This is a genomic window from Paraburkholderia tagetis (assembly GCF_022213065.1).
GTDB classification, from domain to species: Bacteria; Pseudomonadota; Gammaproteobacteria; order Burkholderiales; family Burkholderiaceae; genus Paraburkholderia; species Paraburkholderia tagetis.
This window is the reverse complement of record NZ_JAKLJA010000056.1, coordinates 20,715-36,806: the sequence shown is the minus strand read 5'-3', so window position 1 is coordinate 36,806 and position 16,092 is coordinate 20,715. Positions and strand designations below refer to the sequence as shown.

Here is a 16,092-nt window from a genome sequence, read left to right as displayed (position 1 = left end):
GATCACGCTCAATCGCACCAAAGAACAACAACTGCGGCGTTGGATACGCACTTCAGGACATCTTCAGCGGTAACATTCCAACACTCAACTGGCAGAGGTGCATTATGAAATCACCGTCGGAACCCCCAGTTTTCTCGTGCCGCCCTTGGCTTTCGGAATCTCAACCTGCTTCACCGGCGGTGGGAAGTACGACCCCGACGACATCCTGTTCCACAGCTTGTACAGATTTCCCGAAAGGTTCTGCTCGAACATGGCGATGGTTTCATCATCCACGCCCGCAGCGCCGCGATTGGCCCTCACCAACTGGTACGCTTCCCACACGACCCGCTTCGCAATGCTGTACGGTTTCGTTGATGTCATGTCACTCATCCCCACAGCGCAGGTTGGTGACCTTCGTCAACAGGATAACGCCGCCCCTTCGCTCCACCTTCATTACAAAGGCTTCAGCACTACTACGGGCGGCTCCGCCCCTCACTCCGGCATCGGTATTCATCCTCATGGTGTCTGATCGCGGTAGGGATGCCCGTTACCGGGCACCCCCCGCACAGATCCGTACGTGCCCAATTCGGGCATAGTATGTGTTTGCCAACATACTATGCGTAATGTGGCGTTTATCCATATGTGGCGGCCAATGCTGCCCCCTTCTCTGGCAGCGGAAATCCGGTAGATCAAGACCACATATAGTTCTTCGAATTTCCTTGGATACTGGTGTTCGGATCTGAGTTCAGCAAGGAGGTCCGATCATGTTTGAGACTCTGTTTTCTTACGCCAAGGTCGTGGCGCGCCACCGGAACGGGCCGCAGGCTGAAGCACGTGAGAGGTTTCTGCTGCATTGCGCAGAGCAAGGATTGTCTCGCGCGACGTTGGCGCAACTTGCCAGTGAACTGCTGGTCGTTGCGCAGGGCCTGCATATGGGCAGGCGCCAGATCACTGCTCAGGAGATTGGACTTGCCGCCGATCGTTGGGCCACGCATCAGAAGCGGCACAAGCGCGCCCGGACGGGCGAATGGTCGCGGCGGTGGTTTATCGCGACTGCGACTTCATGGTTGCGCTTCATTGGCCGCATGAAGCTGTCCCCGAACAAGACGGGCCCGTTCGCGGACGAGATTGAACAATTCGCGGCATTCATGCGAGACGAGCGTGGCCTGGCAGCGGCCACCATTCGTAATCGATGCTGGCACCTCGCGACGTTTTTCGACTCGCTGCCCATTCAAAAGCGCTCGTTAAGCCGTATATCCCTGGAAGAGATCGACACCTATCTTGCCCGCCAGGGCGACCATGGCTGGTGCCGGGTTTCGGTATCTTCAGCAGCCGACGCATTCCGCAACTTCTTCCTGTACGCCGAGCACCAGCAGTGGTGCGCCACCGGGTTCGCCGATGGAATCAGCGCTCCACGCATATTCAGGCAAGAAGGGCTACCTCGCGGGCCCGCGTGGGATGAGGTTCAACGCCTCATCACGACCACCGGCGACAGCGAAGCGGCCCGTGACATTCGCGACCACGCAATTTTGATGTTCTTAGCCATATACGGATTGCGAAGTGGGGAAGTGGCACATCTGCTACTGGAGGACATTGACTGGGAGCACGAGATCATTCGCGTAACTCGTCCCAAACAGCGCCGAATCCAGACTTACCCACTGACATACGTGGTAGGCGAGGCGATTCTGCGTTACCTTCGGGAAGTCCGGCCTTCGTGCTCCCGACGAGAGTTGTTTCTGACTCTTAAGGCTCCCCTTCGACCGTTGTCGCCTAGCGGTATGTACTACGTAGTAAAGAGCCGTCTGGATTTGTTGCGTTGGCGGGGTCCGGGGCTCGGCCCGCATTGCCTTCGACACGCCTGTGCCTGTCACCTTGTCGCCTCTGGATTTTCTCTGAAGCAAATCGGTGATCATCTTGGACATCGAAGTACTTACGCCACCCGCATTTACGCCAAGACAGATCTAGGTGGACTTCGGCGAGTCGCTGAATTTGATCTACGGGGGTTGCTATGAAACTCTCCGCCGCTGTGGCAATGTACGTGACCTACAAGCGCTCAGTGGGTATGCGATTCAACACGGAAGCCCGTACGCTAAAGTCTTTCTGTCGAGCTCTGGGTGATATTCCAATGACAGAAGTCCGACCTGATGAGGTACTTGCATATCTAGCCGGAACCGGACCTGTCACTTCATTCTGGGAACGCAAGCATGGAGCGATCTCAGGTTTTTATCGCTTTGCTATCGCACGGGGCTACGCGACACGCTCGCCGTTGCCTTCGCATGTCCCTAAACCACCGCTGGCGTTCGTGCCGTATATCTATACTCGCGCGGAACTGCGTCGCTTGCTCGATGTCGCCTCGTCTATTGATCATCCACGCACTCGCATTGATCCTCAAGTCCTCCGTACGCTGCTTCTGCTCCTGTATGGAGCCGCTCTCCGGATCAGCGAGGCACTTTCACTGACGATGGCTGATCTGGATCTCGAGCAATCGGTGTTGTACATTCGAGAAAGCAAGTTTTATAACACGCGGCTGGTCCCGATGGGACCGGACCTCGCCAAGGCTCTTGGTCAGTTCATCGCAAATCGCAACAGGAGGTATTCTTGCAGACCAGAGTCTCCGGTATTCCCCTGCCGCGATGGTAGTCCAATCACCGTCCGCGTTGCCGAGAACGCTTTCAGACGAGTGCGAAATCGTGCCGGCGTTTTTCGGCACGATGGTGCCCGTTATCAACCCCGGCTTCACGATCTGCGGCACACGGCCGTAGTTCATCGGCTCATTGCCTGGTATCGCAGCGGGGCCGATGTTCAGCGCCTGTTGCCTCAGCTTGCAACCTATCTCGGGCACGTCCACATTGCCGGTACGCAGCGCTACCTTACCCTCACTCCCGAACTGCTGCGCGAAGCTAGTTTGCGATTCGAACGTTTTGCGATGGAGGCTTCCCATGCGTGATTCGACTCTTCTCGGGCCGTGGGTCCGACGCTTTCTGCTTGAGCATCTGGTCGGAGAGCGTAATCTCGCTCTCAACACTCAAAGAAGCTATCGCGACATGCTGACGTTGCTCTTGCCGTTCTTGGCAAAGAAGCTCAGGAAACCTATCGACCGCCTCACCGTCGTTGATCTCTCGCCGAAACTCGCACGATCGTTTCTGGAGCATCTGGAACAGCAGCGTAAGTGCGAGGTAAGTACCCGGAACCAGCGTTTGGGTGCCCTCCATGCCTTCGCACGTTTTGTTGGCGAGCACAGCCCTGAGCATGTGGACTGGTGTGCCCAGATTCGCCTCATTCCTTATAAGAAGACCAGCCAGCCGGGCATCACCTATCTGGATAAGGCCGAAATGGATGCGCTCCTTTCTGCGCCCGATCGGGAAACTGCACAGGGTCAGCGTGACTATGCATTGCTGCTGTTTCTCTACAATTCGGGGGCACGTGCGAGCGAAGCCGCACAGCTTCTGATTCGGGACGTCGACTTGCCAGGCCTGTTTGTCAGAATCATTGGGAAAGGTCGAAAGCTGCGCCTTTGCCCGTTGTGGCCGACGATGGCTAATCAACTCATGCCGCTAATCGCTGGGCGCAGCCAACTCGATCACGTCTTCCTGAACCGCTGTGGCCAGCCAGTCACTCGCTTCGGTATTCATACGTTGGTCGAGCGGTCCGCATCCAGAGCTAGCATGCTAGCCCCATCATTGGAGAGCAAGCGCGTCAGTCCACACACGATTCGACATTCCTCCGCGACGGCGCTACTTCGGTCCGGTGTCGATATCAACACGATCCGCGGCTGGCTCGGTCACGTGTCGCTTAATACGACGAACGTCTACGCCGAAATTGATCTGGAAACCAAAGCGAGAGCGTTGGCCACTTGTGCTCCATTAGATGGCGGGAAATTCAGGAAGCACTGGAGAGAACAGCCAGGATTGATGGAGTTCCTGCGTAGGCTGTAGCTGGAATTATATGTGGTCGTCGATCCGACACTCCGCCCATTTTAGCGACGCACGAAGGATCGACGCCACATATGGATATGCGCCACATTTGGCATACGGCTCCTACCTCGGGTGTTTGACGGCAAAGCGCTGGTTCGGCCACGGATGAAGTATGCGGGGACGCGGGAGCCATGTATCTGCGATTCGCGTCATTTGCGCCCAGGATGTGCGATCCTTCTGGCTGCGACGCCGCAGCGCGCGCATCCACCGGGTTCGGACGTGATGGCGAAAAGCGTGAAGCGCACGGAAGTTTGTGGGCACTGCATGATATGCAAAGTACCCCTGAACGACCTGCTTGAGCCATTTCCCCTGCTCTGGAATCGAATCGTGCCAGCGCCTTCGGAGATCATCCTTGATCTGCCTGAGCTTCGCCCGCATGCGATCTCCACGGCTCTTCCGCTGTAGCTGGAAGGCACCGCGGCGTGAGCGCCCACAGATGAAGATGAAACCCAGGAAGGTGAACGTCTCTGGCCGGGGAAGACCCAGCCGCTGCCGCCGAGCCGCCGCATAGCGGCCGAACTCCAGCAGCCTTGTCTTCTCCGGGTGTAGCGTAAGCTCAAACTTTTCCAGCCTCGCTCGCATCGCGTCCCAGAAGCGCCTCGCGTCAGCTTCATGCTCGAAGCCGACCACGATATCATCCGCGTACCGCGAGATGATCACGTGGCCTTTGGCCTCCAGCCGTCGCCACCGTTGAGCCCAGAGATCGAAAGTGTAGTGCAGGTACACGTTCGCGAGCAGCGGCGACGCCACTGCCCCTTGCGGTGTACCGGTTTCACTGACGCTAAGTTCTCCATCTTCCAGAACGCCCGCCTTGAGCCACTTGCGCACAAGGCGGATGATGCGTTGGTCGCCAATCCGGTGCTCCAGAAAACGGACCAGCCATTCCTGACTGAGGCCGTCAAAGAAGTTCCGTATATCGGCGTCCAGTATCCAGTTCACTCGGGTGCGATCGATGGCCACTGATAACGCATCCATCGCATCGTGCTGACTGCGCCCGGGCCGAAACCCATACGAGAAGCCAAGGAAGTCTTCTTCGTAGATAGCGTTGAGAACTTCGACCACCGCGCGCTGGGCGATTTTATCCTCCAGCGCGGCAATTCCCAGCGGGCGCTGTTTGCCATCCGGCTTCGGTATGTACTGTCGCCGAACGGGCAGCGCCCGATACGCGCCGCTTTGTACCTGTTTGTGCAGGCGCTGGAGATTATCTTCCAGCCCTGCCTCGAAGTACTGCCATGTCATACCGTCCACTCCGGGAGCCGCCTTGCGTTTGAGCGCATGGAATGACTCTCGCAGCCGGTCGATGGTGACATGGTGCAGCAGCGCAGTGAACCGTTCCTTCTTCCGCTGCCTTGCAGCCTGCCGTACACGTTCCAGCCCGTGTGACACGCTTTCCCGGTTCTGTGCCCGGCACGTGTTGAACTGACCCGTGTTCCCCTTGGTCCCCGCCCTTGGCTCCACCCACTCCGCAGCCGGTTTCCCGGTGTTGTTCGCGGGCTTCGTAGCTACTACGGCGGAGTCTGACTTCTCCCGTCCGTTCATCATCGGCTTCGGCTCCTCGCCTTCCCGATGCGGACCTGCCAATGTTGCGACAGGCCAGACGAGAGATCTCCCGGTTCCCGCGCAAGGAGCGTCCGTGCATGCCAGGGTCTGCGACCGCGCCAGGTCGTTGAGGCGCTCGCGAAGGCGCGCCCCTCCGTGTTGCCTTCCGCCAAATAGACGACGTCGGCACCCGAGACGTTAAAGATATCGCGGCTCAATGGCTGGCCTGCACGCTCCCCTACCGACGCTTCGCCGACATCCTCGCGGACGCCAGCGCACGGCTTGGGGCCGATGTGGTTCGCTACGCCTTCATCGTAATGGACTTTCACCATCTACTCCTTACCGGTCTCCCGGCGCACCCATTTGTCTTTTCCCTTCACATCCGAAGCAAGGTTCTCACGTTCCATACCGAAGCCTGTATTGAGTTCATGCCGCCTTTACACCGGCTGCCATCGAGTCCGTAATCAGGTGTCGTCCCGACTGATCCTGGAGCAAACTTACGACCCCAGTTTTGACAGCGCCTTTAAATAAGTAACGATGCGTCATCGGACGGTTCGCTTTCGCTCATCTGCTCAACACGTACCTGCCACCCTCGACGGGTGACTTTTCCACAGTCGCTCACCACCGCGCCTTTTGGACGCAGCAGCACCGGGCGGTTTGAAGCCTGCTCCTGAAAGCCGACTTCGGGAGGCCTGCTCCCATCTTCAGTACAGCACCGCAGGCTTTCGCCCGCGTTCGTGACACACTAAGTTTTCTTATCATAAGTCGTCTGTTTATGCATTAAACTTGCTGGTATGAAAAATCGCCCGATGCGGGTCCCCGCCCCGCCCGCCCCCGAACCCGCCGGTTTTCCCGATGCGGATGAACTCGCCATGCTGCGCGCCTGGTATTCCGGCCTCGCCGTGCGCCAGGCCGTGGCGCGCTACCTGCCCGGGCGGCTGGGCGACGGCCAGTCCGCGCGCGGCGTGCTCGGCACCCTGCGGCGCCGCCTGCAGGCCCTCGCCCGCGCAGCGCATCGCGATGATCTGGCGGCCCTCTTCGACCATCCCGCGGAAGAACGCAAACAGCACGCGAAGGCCGTCGCCCAGGCGATCGACGCCCTGCGCACCGCGCGCCCTCCCGAGCCGCAGATCGCTGACGCCATCGCGCAGTGGTTCGCGCCGCGCGCGGTGCGCGTGCTGCACGCGCACGGCATCACGACGCTCGCGGATCTGACCGTGCGCATCCCGCGCCGCCGCCAGTGGTGGAAGGCCGTGCCCGGGCTCGGCATGGCGAGCGCCCGCGCCATCGAGGCGTTCTTCGCCGCCTGGCCCGCCCTCACCGAGAAGGCCCGCGCGCTGGTCGTCGCGACCCGGCGCAATGACATCGTGCCGTGGGAGTCAATCAGCCTGCCGCATGAGGTGGACGGCTCCGCCGGAACGTTTCGCGCACCCGTTGCCACCTGCACGCTCGACGCGTCCAACGACTACGAGGCCGTGCAGACCTGGCTCGCATTGCACGAGTCGCCCGCCACGCAGCGCACCTACCGCAAGGAGGCCGAGCGCCTGATCCTGTGGGCCATCGTCGAACGCGGCCGCGCGCTCTCCTCACTCACGACCGAAGATGCCCTCGCCTACCGCACGTTCCTGCGTCATCCTTCACCGCGGGGCCGCTGGGTCGGACCGGTACGGGCGCGCACCTCGCCGGACTGGCGACCGTTCAACGGCAGCCTCTCCGCGCGCTCGGTCGCGCATGCCCTGTCGATTCTCGGCGCCCTGTTCCGCTGGCTCATCGAGCAGCGCTATGTGCTCGCCAATCCCTTTGCCGGCGTGAAGGTGCGCGACGCGACGGGCACCCGGGTGCTCGATACCTCGCACGCGTTCACCGAAGGCGAATGGGCGCTCGTGCGGACGATCGCGGACGGGCTCGAGTGGTCGTCGGAGGGGTCACCGCGCTGGTCGGCGCCGGCCGCGCAGCGGCTGCGCTTCCTGCTGGATTTCGGCTATGCGACCGGTCTGCGCGCGAGCGAGCTCATCGGTGCAACGCTGGGCCACGTAGAGACGGACCCGCGCGGCGACCACTGGCTGCGTGTCACGGGGAAAGGCAAGAAACGGGGAAGCGTCGCGCTGCCGCCGCTCGCGTGGGACGCGCTCGCCCGGTATCTCGCCGAACGCGGGCTGCCGGTCCTGCCCGTGCGCTGGAATCCGCAAACGCCCATGATCGGCAGTCTCGACGGCGGTACCCACGCAGACAGCGGCACCGCCATCAGCGGCACGCGCCTCTGGATGGTGATGCGCAGGTTCTTTGTACTGGCGGCGCTTGCCATCGAGGCCGACCACGCGCCGCTCGCGGAAAAACTCCGGCGCGCGAGCCCGCACTGGATGCGCCACACGCACGCGACGCACGCCCTCGGCCGCGGCGCGGAACTCACCACCGTGCGGGACAACCTTCGGCATGCCTCGGTGTCGACGACTTCCATCTACCTGCACAGCGACGAGGTCAAGCGGGCACGGCAGATCGCGGAGGCTTTCACGAAGTCAAAGTGAGGAAAACATGGATCCCGCGTGTCCCATGATTTCCAGCCCATCGCGCGCATTCAGCCCGCCGCTCACCGCCGCAGCCAGCCCTTTGAGTCGTAAAGCGCCGTAACCCAGGTAGGTTGCCTTACCGACAGATGGTCCGTGCTCAAGCAGGTTCATACGGAGGTTGCTCCTTGTCCTGCCGTCCCTGTTCACCGATACGCAGATGCATGCGGACGGTCGGACTGTGCGTTTTTCCCTATTCGGACGCAGCTCTCACTCCCGCCCGCTGCGAAGACTGGCGCACGTCCTGGGCTTTTTGCGCTGGCGATGAAAAAATGGCTTGCCAGAAGGCGTTTTCCTGTTGCGAATCGCGAAAACCATTGATACGCTAGGCGCCAGCTTAAGACGGTGCAGCAACGCAAGGCGTCGTGCACCGTCTTAAGCGGTTCTCAACCTGATAGAGGATTATTCATGGCAACGAAGACCGCAGCGAAAGCACCGAAGGCTGCAAAGCCGGCCGCAACGAAGGCAGCACCGAAGGCTGCTGCGCCGGCGAAGAAGGCTGCGACCAATGGCGCACTCAAGCCGCTGAAGGAAACGTTCACGAAGGCCTCGTTGGCAACGCACGTTGCCGAAAAAGCCGGTGTCGAGCCGAAAGCAGCCAAAGCCGTTCTGGCGGCGCTCGAAGACACGATTCTGGGCTCAGTGCATAAGAAGGGTGCAGGTGAGTTCACGCTGTCGGGGCTGGTGAAAATCGGCGTCCAGGCTGTCCCCGCGAAGAAAAAGCGCTTCGGCAAGGACCCGTTCACCGGTCAAGAGCGCTGGTTCGATGCAAAGCCTGCAACGGTGAAGCTGAAGATTCGCGCGCTGAAGAAGCTGAAGGACGCCGCCGCAGCCTGAGGCCCGTTGCGACGTTGACAGGAAGCCCGCCATTGTGAGCGGGCTTTTTGTTTTCAGACTGGCGTTTATTTTATGTATATTCGCGTTTCGAGCGATGTCTCTGGTAACCAGCATCTCCGTTGATACCGAACGTCAGGTCCCCGATATTCGCATTGCGCCACAAGTCCATGCTGGTGGAACCTATCGGGCGGCTTTCTTCCGCCCGTATCCTTGAATCGGACAGGCCGGAGCGTTAGCGCAAATCCGGAGATTGGACGCTCACGTGGCGATGCTTTTCCGCCGACTCTTCGAGGGCGCGCGCCGTAGCAAGCGACAGATACCCGTCACGGCCGCTGGCAGCCGGGCTCTCATTTGCCGTAACGGCGCGATGGAACTGGGCAACCCCCGTGACATACAGGTCGCCATGCGAGACCTCGATCCGTTCCTCGCCTCGTGCGGTTCGCAGCGTCAGTTCCCCGATCGGCCGCTGGGTCATCACATCACGCCCGAGCAGTGAGCCTTCGGAGCCATGTACCTCAAGTCCCGTGGCTGCGAAGGGAACGGTGAACGCATCGTGTATCTGCGCAAGCACACCGTTGTCAAACCGAATGATGCCCATCACGCCGTCCGCGAGCCCGGCGTTTCCCATGCTTCCCGACGTGGTCATGGCGCTCACCTCGACAGGTTCCGCGTCGAGCAGAAAGCGCAAGGTATCGACGTCGTGTACCGAGATGTCGAGCACAACGCCGCCGCCGGCTTCTGGCCGCTCGATACGCCAGCCGCGCAAGTGCGGCGGCAGCGAAACGGCGTGAAAGACGCGAGCAAACAGCGGCGTGCCGATCGCACCCTCCCGGATCAGATCGCGCATACGCCGATGCGTGGCCGCGCAGCGCAGATGGTGATTGGTCGCGAGAACGACATTGTGACGAGCGCAGGCTTCGATCATCTTCCTGGCGTCGTCGGTGGTGAGCGCGAGAGGCTTTTCACAGAGCACGTGCTTGCCCGCGGCGGCCGCTGCGAGAACCTGCGGCAGGTGCTTTTCATTTGTACTGCTGATATAGATCGCGTTTATTTGCGGGTCTTTGAGTACTTCGTCCAGATCAGCACTGGCTTGCGCGATGGCATGCTTGTCCGCGAATTTCCGGGCGCGTCCAATGTCGCCACTGACGATGGCCTTGATCGCGCCATCGGGCTGAGCGCGAATGGCGTTGATCATCCATTCTTCCGCAATCGTGCTGGCGCCCACGAGCGCCCAATGAACAATGGTTCCCATCTTTCGTCTCCTTTCAGGTCGGTTCAACAGTCTGAATAGCCGTGGCCGACGGGCCAAGGCTGCGGCACAGCGATTCCCCCACACGCAAAGCTTGCGCAGCGATCGTCAACGCCGGATTCAAGGCAGCGGACGATGGAAAGAACCCTGCATCGACAACATAGAGGTTGTCGTGGTCATACGCCTTGCACAACGGATCCAGCGGCGACGCTGCAGGATCGGCACCGAAGCGGACCGTGCCGCATTGATGTGACGGCGTGTCCTCACCAAATCGACGGCTCACAACGAGTGGAAATCCCGAGCGACGCAAAATTTCCTTTGCTTTCCTGACAAGTCGCGCATGCGGCTTCAGGTTCGTGCGTTTCCACAGAAGCCTGATCTCGCCCTGCTCCGTCAACTCGATCCGGCTATCGCGATCCGGCAGATCCTCGGACATCGCGTACAGGTCCACACTGTGGTCACTCAGGTAGCGAAGCGCGCGCGTTGGCATGTATGGCATCGCGCCTCGCAGCATCGCTTCGCGAATCTTGCCAAGCATCTGGATATTGCCGAGCGGCCACTCGTCGTGTTCGGTTCCGAAGTAGAAGTCGTTCACGGATAGCGTTTTCGGAAACCGGGTGTCGTTCACATGGCGCGGATCGATCGCGAGGACGGCCGTGCAATTGTGGTTCATGTAATACCTCCCCACTGCACCCGAGGAGTTAGCGAGGCCCTGCGGCATGCGCGAATTGGCCGACGCAAGCAACAAGGCTGCGCTGTTGATCGCGCCGGCGGACAGTATGAAGGTGTCGCCGGTCACGGTTTTTCGGCCTTCGCGCGATTCGACCTCCGCCGATACGATCCTTTTTCCCGTCGTGTCCGTCACCAGGCGAGTGACGCGTGCGCCGGTCATCAGCGTGACGGAACCGCGCCGCATGGCCGGGCGTAGCAGGCATTTCTCCGCGTCGCCCTTCGCATCGATGCGGCAAGGAAAGGCATCGCAGGTCCCACAACGAATGCAGCCTCCCCCGGAACCCAGATCAATGGACGTCGGCATATGGAAGGGATGGAGCCCCTGGCGTTCGAACGCTCGGCGCAGCTTCGCAATCGCGGGCTCGTCTGGCACGGGAGGATGCGGATAGGGGCGGCAATGCGGCGGCTCGGTTGGGTCCCCACTCACATCCCCCCTGATGCCAAAGAGCGATTCGGCGAGGTCATAGTACGGCGCGAGATCCGCATAGGAGATCGGCCATGCTGGAGAGACACCCTCTTCGTGCTGCACCTCACTGAAATCCGCCTCCCTGAATCGAAACATTGCTGTCCCGAAGAATTTCGTATGTCCACCAACGAAATAGTACTGACCAGGGCGATATCGCTGGTTCGCGCCGTTCAGCCAGGTTTCGCGTGTCCGGTAACGAAGCTGCCCAAACACGGCCTCGGCATCCCAGTTCTCCAGCTCCCGTGGCAGATTATCGCCGCGCTCAATAATCAGCACGCGCGCATCCGTCTGAGCCAGTTGCCATGCAACGGCGCTCCCTCCTACACCCGAACCAATGATGACAACGTCGGCGTGCATTGCAGTCTCCATATCTTCTATTGATCTCGCCATGGTCGTCCTGACGATTCCACGACGCGCATCTGTCCTCGTGCGAGTCGCCGCGCGAGGGACGTTGCATACCGGGTTGCTGGATCAGAGGTCGAATCCGAGCTGTGTTTTTCCGAGTTCCGTCAGGCTGTCTTCGGTCGCCCGGCCAACAAAATCGGTCTCAAAGTTGTCGGCAGGAAAGTCGGGCGGGCTTTCGCCTCGCAGGAAAGTCGGCAGTTGCCGTTTCAGGTATTCGTCGTTTTTCGCGCAGCCGGGCGCCGCCGCGATGTACATCACGTTGCTGTATCCGGTTCCACGATGCGCGTCCTCGACCGCGTGAATCACATCGCTATGCCAGAAGACGGTATCTCCGGCCTGCATCAATGGAATGGATGAAAGCGCTTCGTGAAGCGGCGCGTGCCACTTTGCATCGATAGACAGGGCGCGGCCCGGCATTGCACCACACAGATCTTCGTCGGGGACGTCGTCCTGAAGCGCGCGCAACAGGACATACACCATCGCGTTCGCGATCGGCACAAGCTGCAACGTTCCATCCCCCGGCCCTTGGGGAGTGAGCGCGGTCCACCCCTGAAACGTGCGGAACATCGAACAGACCGTCGGAGAACGGATCTCTCGCGCCTGTGGCCGCCAGGCCGCGTCGAAGGCATCATACCGGCACCACTCACCGCTGAAGACGTGACGATAGACACGCCGGAAATTGTCATCCAGCCATCGCTCCACTGACCCGCCATCACAATGTGCGGAGAGCCCCAGCGATTCGGAGCCCGGAGGACGCCGGCGCAGGCGGTCCGCGTAGACAGGAACCCTGTCCGGATCAAAGTGAATCTGGCCTTCACTCTCCCACTTCCAGAGCCGGTTCAAAAAGACACGTGTCTGGGTGAGCTCGGCAGACTGTCGCGCCTCGACTTGCGGGCCAGACCAGTAAATGCCGTAAATTTGCGGCTTGCTCGATGCGAGCGTGCCAAAAAACTTGTCTTCGGCGCGATGGGCGAGCTTGTCGTCCAGTCGATTACGCTCGACGTATTGCGCGATCTCATCGTCCCATGCCCCAACTCGTTCGGGGCTGAATACGCCGCGTACAACACACGCTCCGCGCTCCTTGATCGCGGCGATGGCCTGCTCGCTCACGCGGCCCGCGGCAATGTCCGCGAACGGGATCTCCGGGATCACCGATTCGCCGCGCTGGCGCTCCTGCGTAATCACATCGACCTTGCGCCGGATTTCGGCGTCGACCTGCTCGAACACTTCCCGGTAGTTGGGAAGGCTCTCGCGCAGTTGCTTCTTTACCGAGCGGATTGCGGCCGGCAAATCTTCAATGTGGAGGGATTCCATGATGCGTCTCCGTGTGTGTTGTAGTGCCCAAAGCTTAGCCCCCGACGCGCCCGAGAAGATATACAATTCAGACAATCTCTTTGCGTATCCGGCCATGAAACCTGCATACGAACACGTCACGATGGATGCCGGGTGTTCCATCCGGGTTTATCACCGCAAGCTCCCCCGCATACCGTTCGAATTGCATCACCATCCCGAGTACGAACTCACGCTCACGATGAACAGTCGTGGCAAGCGCTATATCGGCGATTCGGTCGACGACTACGAAGGCAACGACCTCGTGCTCGTTCCGCCGGATCTGCCGCATACGTGGGCCTCGAACAAGTCGATCGATGCCGGTGCACCGCAGGTGGCGATCGTGATCTGGTTTAACGGCGACTGGGCAAGGCGCCTTGCGGACTGCTGCCCCGAATACGAACCGCTCCGTAAGCTTTTGCGTCGCGGTGCATCCGGCCTCGCCTTTTCACCAGAAGCCGGATTGACGGTCAGTCAACAGGCCGATGCACTGCTGTCGAAATCACCGAGGGCGCGGTTGAGCGCCGCCCTCAACGTGTTGTGCGAGCTCGCAGACAGGGACGCGACGCCGCTCGCCTCCCCTGCCGCTTTCAGCCAAGGGCAGGTGGGCCGCCCATCGGGCCACGAACCCGAACGCCTGAATCGCGCATTGAGCGTCATCGACGCACGCTTTGCCGAGCGCCTGACGCTCCAGGAACTGGCCGAGGCAGCAACGCTTTCCGAGCGCACGCTCAACCGCTATTTCGTTCAGCATCTGGGCGAAAGCGTCGGCAAATACCTGAATCGGGTTCGCATTGGCCACGCGTGCCGGATGCTCGTTACGACGGCGTGGCCCGTCTCCATCATTGCTGCGCGATCGGGTTTTCCGAACGTCGCCAACTTCAACCGGCAATTCCGGGCCGTGAAGCAGACAACCCCGGCTGCTTATCGTGATACGTTTGCACAAGCGAACCCGGCGCCGGAGGAGTCGCGGCCCCTCGAATCCAGGCCGCTTTCGCTGGAAAAGCGGCCGTAGATGGAATTCAGGCGCCAGCGCAATACCGCTATGGTGGCGCCTGCAAACGCGCCCCGCACACGCCAATTCATTCGGCCAGATCGCAACCTCGCGTCTCGGGCGCAAAGAACGTTGACAGGAAAGTCACTCCCGCCAATACGACGATATAGGTTGCAATCGGCCAATACGCGCCGCCCGACCAGCCGATCAATGCCGCTGCGATGAAAGGCGCGACGCCGCCCGACGCCACCGCTGCGAACTCCTTGCTGACCGCTACGCCGGTATAGCGATAGCGCGCACTGAACAACTCCGGAAAATACGCGCCCTGTATGCCGTACATCCCGAACACGCCAACGCCAATCGCCACGCTCATGCCGACGATGATCCACACCGGATCCTTCGTGTTGAAGAGCCAGAAAGCGGGAAATGCCCATGCACAGGTGAAGAGCGCGGCCAGCCGATACATGATGCGGCGTCCGAACCGGTCGGACAGCCAGCCCATCAGCGGAATCGTCACCACAGCCAGCCCGGCCGCGATGGTGATATCGAGCGTGCCGACCGACTTGTCGACGAGCAGCACCTTCGTCAGGTAGCTGAGTGCGAACACCTGATACAGGTACGACGACCCGTTCTCGCCCACGCGCAGCCCGAACGCCACGAGCAGCGTACGGCGCGAATCGGTCAGCAGATCGCGCACGGGCCGCTCGCTGGTATGCCCGCGACGCTGGATGTCCTCGAACACGGGGCTTTCCTTCACCCGCATGCGGATCACGATGCCCGCGAGCACGACCAGCGCGCTGAAGAGAAACGGAATGCGCCAGCCGTACGCGTAGAAAACGTCCTTCGGCAGATGCTGCACCCATGTAAACATCGCACCGGCCAGCAGAATGCCGATGATGCAGCCCGCGAACGGCAGTGCGGCATAGAAGCCGCGCCGCTCAGCCGGAGCAAACTCGGAGACGATCAGCGAAGCGCCCGCCTGTTCCGCGCCGGCGCCAAAGCCCTGCAACAGCCGCAACGCCACCAGGCACACGGTCGACCACACGCCTGCGCTCGCATAAGTCGGCAGCAGGCCGATGCAGAACGTCGACCCGCCCATCAGCAGCACAGTTGCGACCAGGACGACCTTGCGCCCAAGCCGGTCGCCGAGCCAGCCGAAGAACAGCCCGCCCACAGGCCGCGCGAAGAATCCTGCCGCGTAGGCACCGAAAATCGCGAGCAGGCCCGCTGCCTTGCTGAGCCCCGGAAAGAACAGATCAGCAAAGATCAGCGCGGACGCCGTGCCGTAGATGCTGAAGTCGTACCATTCCATCGCGCTTCCAGCCGTGCTCGCCGCAATCACGCGGACCAGATCGCGGGTGCCAGCCTTCGCTCCGGTATGCGCGTGCGATATCACACTGCGCACTACATTCGCTTCCATGAATGTTTCTCCTGTGTCGTTATCGCTTGTTATCGTGCTTCGTTCAGGCGCGGGTCGCGCGCCGTTCGGATGAATGGCTCGCGTGCCGGCCCGAAGTCGCTGCGACCTGCGTCAGGATCACGTTGAAGTGCGGGATGCCCAAATGCCAGCAGAGGGCCTCAACCACGAGTTCGTGATCGGCAACGTGCTCGAGTCCCGAGACGCACATCGCGCCAACGATGCCCTCGTCCGCCACACGCAGCGGCACGCCGCCTCCATATGTCGCGTAGTGTTCCTCCGGCAAATCGAGCGACACCAGCCGCTGTCCATCACGTTCAAGCATCACGCCAACTTCGAGCGAGCTGCGCTCGAAGTGGAAGACCGTGTTCTGCTTGCGCCGGATCCAGTCGACGTTTTCCGCATTGCTGCCGTCGAGTGCGCAGAAGTACAACGGTCGCTCCGGCAGAGCCAGACCCACCGCAACCGCCAGGCTACGGCGTGCCGCAATGTTGACGGTGATCTCCCCCAGCCTGCGCGCCACCTCGGCATTGAACACAGGGAGCGTCGTGCGTCGAGCCTGCTCGTCGAATGTTTCGTCGCGCATGGTTCCGTTGCGTCGTGACAT

At 60.9% G+C, this 16,092-nt stretch carries 14 protein-coding genes; 6 read left to right on the top strand and 8 right to left on the bottom strand.

Annotation, left to right across the window (positions count from 1 at the left end; genetic code table 11):
- Window positions 1-102: 102 nt before the first annotated feature.
- Entirely contained in the window at window positions 103-360 is a 258-nt protein-coding gene (locus L5014_RS34230; RefSeq protein ID WP_238468325.1) for an RNA-dependent RNA polymerase family protein, read from the bottom strand.
- A 383-nt stretch (window positions 361-743) separates the two neighbouring features.
- Between L5014_RS34230 and L5014_RS34225 the strand changes: the two genes are divergently transcribed.
- Genes L5014_RS34225 through L5014_RS34215 form a run of 3 tightly spaced genes read left to right on the top strand, consistent with a single transcriptional unit; the run spans window position 744 to window position 3,914 of the window.
- Window positions 744-1,991 (top strand): tyrosine-type recombinase/integrase, encoded by a 1,248-nt coding sequence (locus L5014_RS34225; RefSeq protein ID WP_238468324.1) that lies wholly within the window; start codon window positions 744-746, stop codon window positions 1,989-1,991.
- A complete protein-coding gene (locus L5014_RS34220) occupies window positions 1,988-2,926 on the top strand; it encodes a tyrosine-type recombinase/integrase (RefSeq protein ID WP_238468323.1) in 939 nt (312 codons plus the stop codon). The genes L5014_RS34225 and L5014_RS34220 overlap by 4 nt, the downstream gene beginning before the upstream one ends.
- Complete coding sequence (locus L5014_RS34215) at window positions 2,919-3,914, top strand: tyrosine-type recombinase/integrase (protein ID WP_238468322.1); 996 nt, start codon at window positions 2,919-2,921, stop codon at window positions 3,912-3,914. Before L5014_RS34220 ends, L5014_RS34215 begins: the two co-directional genes overlap by 8 nt.
- A gap of 102 nt (window positions 3,915-4,016) precedes the next feature.
- Here L5014_RS34215 and ltrA read toward each other — a convergent pair whose 3' ends face one another.
- Window positions 4,017-5,495 carry a group II intron reverse transcriptase/maturase gene (ltrA, locus tag L5014_RS34210; RefSeq protein ID WP_238468321.1) on the bottom strand — a complete coding sequence of 493 codons (1,479 nt, stop codon included), beginning with the start codon at window positions 5,493-5,495 and terminating at the stop codon, window positions 4,017-4,019.
- A gap of 806 nt (window positions 5,496-6,301) precedes the next feature.
- Here ltrA and L5014_RS34205 point away from each other — a divergent pair.
- Entirely contained in the window at window positions 6,302-8,017 is a 1,716-nt protein-coding gene (locus L5014_RS34205) for a phage integrase family protein (RefSeq protein WP_420800189.1), read from the top strand.
- On the opposite strand, the gene L5014_RS34200 is transcribed toward L5014_RS34205, so the two are convergent.
- On the bottom strand, window positions 8,009-8,170 hold the full coding sequence (locus L5014_RS34200; protein ID WP_238468319.1) for a hypothetical protein: 162 nt from the start codon (window positions 8,168-8,170) through the stop codon (window positions 8,009-8,011). The genes L5014_RS34205 and L5014_RS34200 overlap by 9 nt on opposite strands.
- 294 nt (window positions 8,171-8,464) lie before the next feature.
- On the opposite strand from L5014_RS34200, the gene L5014_RS34195 reads away from it, so the two are divergent.
- Window positions 8,465-8,893: an HU family DNA-binding protein gene (locus L5014_RS34195; protein WP_238468330.1), complete on the top strand. Its 429-nt coding sequence runs from the start codon at window positions 8,465-8,467 to the stop codon at window positions 8,891-8,893.
- Window positions 8,894-9,125: 232 nt separating this feature from the next.
- Here L5014_RS34195 and L5014_RS34190 read toward each other — a convergent pair whose 3' ends face one another.
- The 3 genes from L5014_RS34190 to L5014_RS34180 all read right to left on the bottom strand — a co-directional run bounded on the left by L5014_RS34190 (window position 9,126) and on the right by L5014_RS34180 (window position 13,059).
- A complete protein-coding gene (locus L5014_RS34190) occupies window positions 9,126-10,145 on the bottom strand; it encodes a Gfo/Idh/MocA family protein (RefSeq protein ID WP_274389617.1) in 1,020 nt (339 codons plus the stop codon).
- Window positions 10,146-10,158: 13 nt separating this feature from the next.
- Window positions 10,159-11,697: an FAD-dependent oxidoreductase gene (locus L5014_RS34185; protein ID WP_238468318.1), complete on the bottom strand. Its 1,539-nt coding sequence runs from the start codon at window positions 11,695-11,697 to the stop codon at window positions 10,159-10,161.
- Between the two features lie 114 nt (window positions 11,698-11,811).
- A complete protein-coding gene (locus tag L5014_RS34180) occupies window positions 11,812-13,059 on the bottom strand; it encodes a DUF1479 domain-containing protein (RefSeq protein ID WP_238468317.1) in 1,248 nt (415 codons plus the stop codon).
- A gap of 94 nt (window positions 13,060-13,153) precedes the next feature.
- Here L5014_RS34180 and L5014_RS34175 point away from each other — a divergent pair, with 94 nt between their 5' ends.
- Window positions 13,154-14,089 (top strand): helix-turn-helix domain-containing protein, encoded by a 936-nt coding sequence (locus L5014_RS34175; RefSeq protein WP_238468328.1) that lies wholly within the window; start codon window positions 13,154-13,156, stop codon window positions 14,087-14,089.
- A gap of 67 nt (window positions 14,090-14,156) precedes the next feature.
- On the opposite strand, the gene L5014_RS34170 is transcribed toward L5014_RS34175, so the two are convergent.
- Entirely contained in the window at window positions 14,157-15,488 is a 1,332-nt protein-coding gene (locus L5014_RS34170) for an MFS transporter (protein WP_238468316.1), read from the bottom strand.
- Window positions 15,489-15,531: 43 nt separating this feature from the next.
- Complete coding sequence (locus L5014_RS34165; protein WP_238468315.1) at window positions 15,532-16,092, bottom strand: heme-binding protein; 561 nt, start codon at window positions 16,090-16,092, stop codon at window positions 15,532-15,534.

Excerpts from the sequence above, each read along its gene's own strand:
- L5014_RS34165 (WP_238468315.1), bottom strand. The coding sequence starts at position 16,092 with ATGTCACGACGCAACGGAACCATGCGCGACGAAACATTCGACGAGCAG.
- L5014_RS34185 (WP_238468318.1), bottom strand. The coding sequence starts at position 11,697 with ATGCACGCCGACGTTGTCATCATTGGTTCGGGTGTAGGAGGGAGCGCC.
- L5014_RS34180 (WP_238468317.1), bottom strand. The coding sequence starts at position 13,059 with ATGGAATCCCTCCACATTGAAGATTTGCCGGCCGCAATCCGCTCGGTA.
- L5014_RS34170 (WP_238468316.1), bottom strand. The coding sequence starts at position 15,488 with ATGGAAGCGAATGTAGTGCGCAGTGTGATATCGCACGCGCATACCGGA.
- L5014_RS34190 (WP_274389617.1), bottom strand. The coding sequence starts at position 10,145 with ATGGGAACCATTGTTCATTGGGCGCTCGTGGGCGCCAGCACGATTGCG.
- L5014_RS34220 (WP_238468323.1), top strand. The coding sequence starts at position 1,988 with ATGAAACTCTCCGCCGCTGTGGCAATGTACGTGACCTACAAGCGCTCA.
- L5014_RS34230 (WP_238468325.1), bottom strand. The coding sequence starts at position 360 with ATGACATCAACGAAACCGTACAGCATTGCGAAGCGGGTCGTGTGGGAA.
- L5014_RS34200 (WP_238468319.1), bottom strand. The coding sequence starts at position 8,170 with ATGAACCTGCTTGAGCACGGACCATCTGTCGGTAAGGCAACCTACCTG.
- ltrA (WP_238468321.1), bottom strand. The coding sequence starts at position 5,495 with ATGATGAACGGACGGGAGAAGTCAGACTCCGCCGTAGTAGCTACGAAG.
- L5014_RS34175 (WP_238468328.1), top strand. The coding sequence starts at position 13,154 with ATGAAACCTGCATACGAACACGTCACGATGGATGCCGGGTGTTCCATC.
- L5014_RS34195 (WP_238468330.1), top strand. The coding sequence starts at position 8,465 with ATGGCAACGAAGACCGCAGCGAAAGCACCGAAGGCTGCAAAGCCGGCC.
- L5014_RS34225 (WP_238468324.1), top strand. The coding sequence starts at position 744 with ATGTTTGAGACTCTGTTTTCTTACGCCAAGGTCGTGGCGCGCCACCGG.
- L5014_RS34215 (WP_238468322.1), top strand. The coding sequence starts at position 2,919 with ATGCGTGATTCGACTCTTCTCGGGCCGTGGGTCCGACGCTTTCTGCTT.
- L5014_RS34205 (WP_420800189.1), top strand. The coding sequence starts at position 6,302 with ATGCGGGTCCCCGCCCCGCCCGCCCCCGAACCCGCCGGTTTTCCCGAT.